The organism is Rhodoferax sp. (assembly GCF_011391645.1).
In the GTDB taxonomy this organism is placed as follows: domain Bacteria; phylum Pseudomonadota; class Gammaproteobacteria; order Burkholderiales; family Burkholderiaceae_C; genus Rhodoferax.
On the sequence record NZ_JAABQC010000149.1, the window covers coordinates 1 to 3,773 of the forward strand.

A 3,773-nucleotide genomic window follows, 5' to 3' on the forward strand; every position below is an offset into this window, starting at 1 on the left:
GGGTGGTGCTGGTAAAAAAGAACTGAAGCGCGCGACTGATTTCCTGCACCAAGCTCTCAATAAAGGGCTTCAGGACAGTTGCCTCGTAATCTTTGGGCAACTCGCCCCTGCATTTTTTAAGCTCTGCTTCTTCATGCGAAAACCCATATTGAAGAACGATCAATTGCGTCAATTGAGACCCGCCAAAGGCTTGGTCACGGTCGTACAGCACCTCATCGTTTCGGATGACCTGCATGCTGGTGGTCAGGGAACCGACCTCAAACAGTGCCACAACGCTGTCAGCTGGAAATTCGGGCATGTTGGAAATCAAGCGGCTGGCCGCCAGGCGGGAAGCGTACGACTTGACGTCCACAATCACCGGCTTGAGCCCTGCGGCTTCGGCAAGGCCTTGTATGTCTTGCACCTTTTCACGACGCGAGGCGGCGATCAAAACGTCAATGTCGCCCTTGGAACCTGGACTCGGACCCAGAACACAAAAGTCCAGGCTGACTTCATCAAGCGGAAACGGAATGTACTGGTTGGCCTCGGACTCAACCTGCAACTCGAGTTCCTGGTCTGTCAGCCCACCAGGCAAAACAATTTTTTTGGTGATGACCGATGAGGGCGGCAAGGCCATGACAACATTTTTGGTTTTGCTGCCGCTTTGCTTGACCAGGCGACTCACCGTGGCAGCGACCTCGTCCAGCTTTTCAATGGTGCCATCCTTGATCCACCCATTTTCAAGGGGCAGAGCGGCGCAGGCTTCCAACACCAAATTGTTGTCATTGCCTTGGCCCAACTCGACAAGCTTGACACTTGAAGTGCCAATGTCCAGGCCGAGCATAGGCGTAAGCTGATGTGCAAACAATGATCTCAAAGAAATCAACGCAATTCCCCAAACAAGATGTAACAACTCAACACTTGAGAGTCCACTTGAATACTAGCAGCAAGCCCTTTGTGGCGTAAAGGTAATTTCACTTATAAACAACATTTGCTGTTGCCAAATTTAGACGCGAATCCAGAAAGTGGCTGCACATCCCGTCGAAAATCATGTCATTCTGAGACAAAACCTGCAGATGATGCTGTCTCGAATGCTAACCTAGCCTTGGCGTTTGTCCTGGTTTTTATAATGGGCCGAATGCCGTATCCGTACTTTTATGACCGTTCACTCTCCCTCTGCCGTGCCTAAATCAGAATCAAAAGCGAAAAAACCAAAGCGCTCCGCTGTGAACTGGGCGTTCAGGCTGGCTTTGTGGTCAGGCGGGTTGGTGCTGGCCGGTGTGATGACGCTGCTGCTTTTGGTTGGTATTGCCATGGCGGTGGCGTTTCCCAATTTGCCTGACATTTCGGACCTGGCTGACTATCGCCCCAAGCTGCCCCTGCGTGTTTTTTCTGCCGAGGGCTCGTTGATTGGTGAGTTTGGTGAAGAGCGTCGCCAGCTCACGCCCGTCAAGGATATCCCGAAAGTGATGATCGACGCGGTGCTGGCCATCGAGGACGCACGGTTTTATGCGCACGGCGGCGTGGATTACAAAGGTATTTTGCGCGCGGCTTTGGCCAACCTGGGCCGAATCAAAAGCCAGGGTGCATCAACCATCACGATGCAGGTGGCGCGCAATGTTTACCTGACGTCCGAAAAAACCTACACCCGCAAGATTTATGAGATTTTGCTCACCTTCAAGCTGGAACATTTGCTCACCAAAGACCAGATTCTTGAAATCTACATGAACCAGATTTTTCTGGGCAACCGGGCTTATGGCTTTGCGGCTGCGGCAGATGCCTATTTTGGCAAGTCACTGCAAGACATCACCATCGCCGAAGCCGCCATGCTGGCCGGCTTGCCCAAAGCGCCTTCTGCCTACAACCCGATCAACAACCCCAAGCGCGCCAGGTCGCGCCAGCTCTACATCATTGAACGCATGCTGGAAAACGGGTTTATCACCGCCGAGCAAGCCGAGGCCGCAAAACTTGAGCCACTGAAAGTGAAGTCCAGGTCTGACAACGCCGGCATCCACGCCGAGTACGTCGCTGAAACGGTCAGGCAGCTGATGTTTGCCCAATATGGTGACGAAACCTACACCCGGGGGCTGAACGTGCACACCACGGTCATTGCAGCGCAACAGGACACGGCCTACAAGGCATTGCGGCGCGGCATCATGAACTATGAGCGGCGCCAGTTTTATCGCGGGCCTGAGGTGTTTGTCAGCTTGCCCACTGACCGGCAGGCCCTGGACGACATGATTGATGGCGTGCTGCAGGAACATCCCGACAACGGCGACGTCATGTCGGCCGTGGTGCTGGAGGCCTCGCCCAAAAAAGTGCTGGCCATCCGTCAAAACGATGAAATCATCGAAATCACCGGCGACGGACTCAAGCCAGTCCAGTCAGGCCTGTCTGACAAGGCTGCCGCCAACATCAGGATTCGCCGGGGCGCGGTGATCCGGGTAACACAAACGCCCAAAAAGACCTGGGAGATCACCCAGTTGCCGGAAGTGGAAGGCGCCTTTGTGGCGCTTGACCCGCGCGATGGCTCAATCAAGGCACTGGTGGGCGGGTTTGATTTTGAAAAAAACAAGTTCAACCATGTCACCCAGGCCTGGCGCCAACCAGGCTCCAGCTTCAAGCCCTTCATTTATTCAGCCGCACTTGAACAAGGCGTGACCCCTGCGACCATCATCAACGACAGCCCGTTGTTTTTTGATGCCGGCGTGACGGGTGGCCAGCCCTGGGAGCCCAAAAACTACGATGGCAAATTTGAAGGCCCAATGAGCATGCGCCGCGGCTTGGCCAAGTCCAAAAACATGGTGTCAATCCGCATTTTGCAAACAGTAGGGGCTAAAAATGCCCAGGACTGGGTCACGCGCTTTGGCTTTGATGCCGACAAACACCCTGCTTACCTGACCATGGCACTCGGCGCAGGTTCGGTCACCCCGATGCAAATGGCCAGCGCTTACGCGGTTTTTGCCAATGGCGGCTACCGCGTCAACCCGTGGCTGATCAGCCGGGTGACAGATCAAAAAGGCAACGTGCTGACGCAAACCCAGGCGCCCCTCTTGAGTGAATCCATGCGCGCCATCGATGCGCGCAATGCCTTTGTCATGGACAGTTTGCTGCAGGAGGTGACCCGCTCAGGAACAGCCGCTTCAGCACAGGCAACGCTCAAGCGCCCGGATTTGTATGGCAAGACGGGCACAACCAACGACTCGATGGACGCCTGGTTTGCGGGTTTTCAACCCACCTTGACTGCCGTCACCTGGATCGGCTATGACACGCCCAGAAAGCTGGGCGCGCGTGAAACCGGCGGCGGCCTGAGCCTGCCCGTGTGGATTGAATTCATGACGCAGGCTTTGAAAAATGTGCCGGTCATGGAACCTGCAGTGCCCGCAGGCGTGGTGAACTCAGGCGGCGAATGGTTTTACGATGAGTATGCGGGCGGCGCCGGCATCTCTGCCCTTGGCATGGACAGCGGCGCCAATCCAGGCACACCGCAAGTGATTCCAATGCCAGAGGCGGATGAAAAGCTGAGGATTCTTGATTTGTTCAAAAACTAGGGTCAGCGGTCTGAAAAATCCAGCGGCAGGCCAGACTGCTCGCTGGCATAGGCGGACAGTGACGCGAAAAACTCGCCTTGACCCTTGGTGTCCACCCACTGCGAGCCGTCAAACTGGTAGTGAAAGCCGCCGCACCGGGCGGCCAGCCAGATCTCATGCAAAGGTTTTTGAAGGTTGATGACAATCTGGCTGCGGTTGGCAAACATCAGCGTGATCATGCTGCCAGTGCGCTGGTTGTCAACA

Annotated in this window: 3 protein-coding genes; 1 reads left to right on the top strand and 2 read right to left on the bottom strand. The window is 55.2% G+C overall.

Translation table 11 applies throughout. The annotated features are described in order from the left end of the window. Positions 1-865 (bottom strand): pilus assembly protein PilM (locus GPS82_RS13425; protein WP_296495561.1); only part of this gene is annotated, 865 nt, incomplete at its 3' end. Between the two features lie 397 nt (positions 866-1,262). On the opposite strand from GPS82_RS13425, the gene GPS82_RS13430 reads away from it, so the two are divergent. Beyond that, positions 1,263-3,530 (top strand): PBP1A family penicillin-binding protein, encoded by a 2,268-nt coding sequence (locus tag GPS82_RS13430; protein WP_296495566.1) that lies wholly within the window; start codon positions 1,263-1,265, stop codon positions 3,528-3,530. Positions 3,531-3,532: 2 nt separating this feature from the next. Here GPS82_RS13430 and cyaY read toward each other — a convergent pair. After that, positions 3,533-3,773 (bottom strand): iron donor protein CyaY (cyaY, locus tag GPS82_RS13435; RefSeq protein WP_296495564.1); only part of this gene is annotated, 241 nt, incomplete at its 5' end.

Bases quoted from the DNA above. Each gene is read 5' to 3' on its own strand.
- GPS82_RS13430 (WP_296495566.1), top strand. From the start codon at position 1,263: ATGACGCTGCTGCTTTTGGTTGGTATTGCCATGGCGGTGGCGTTTCCC.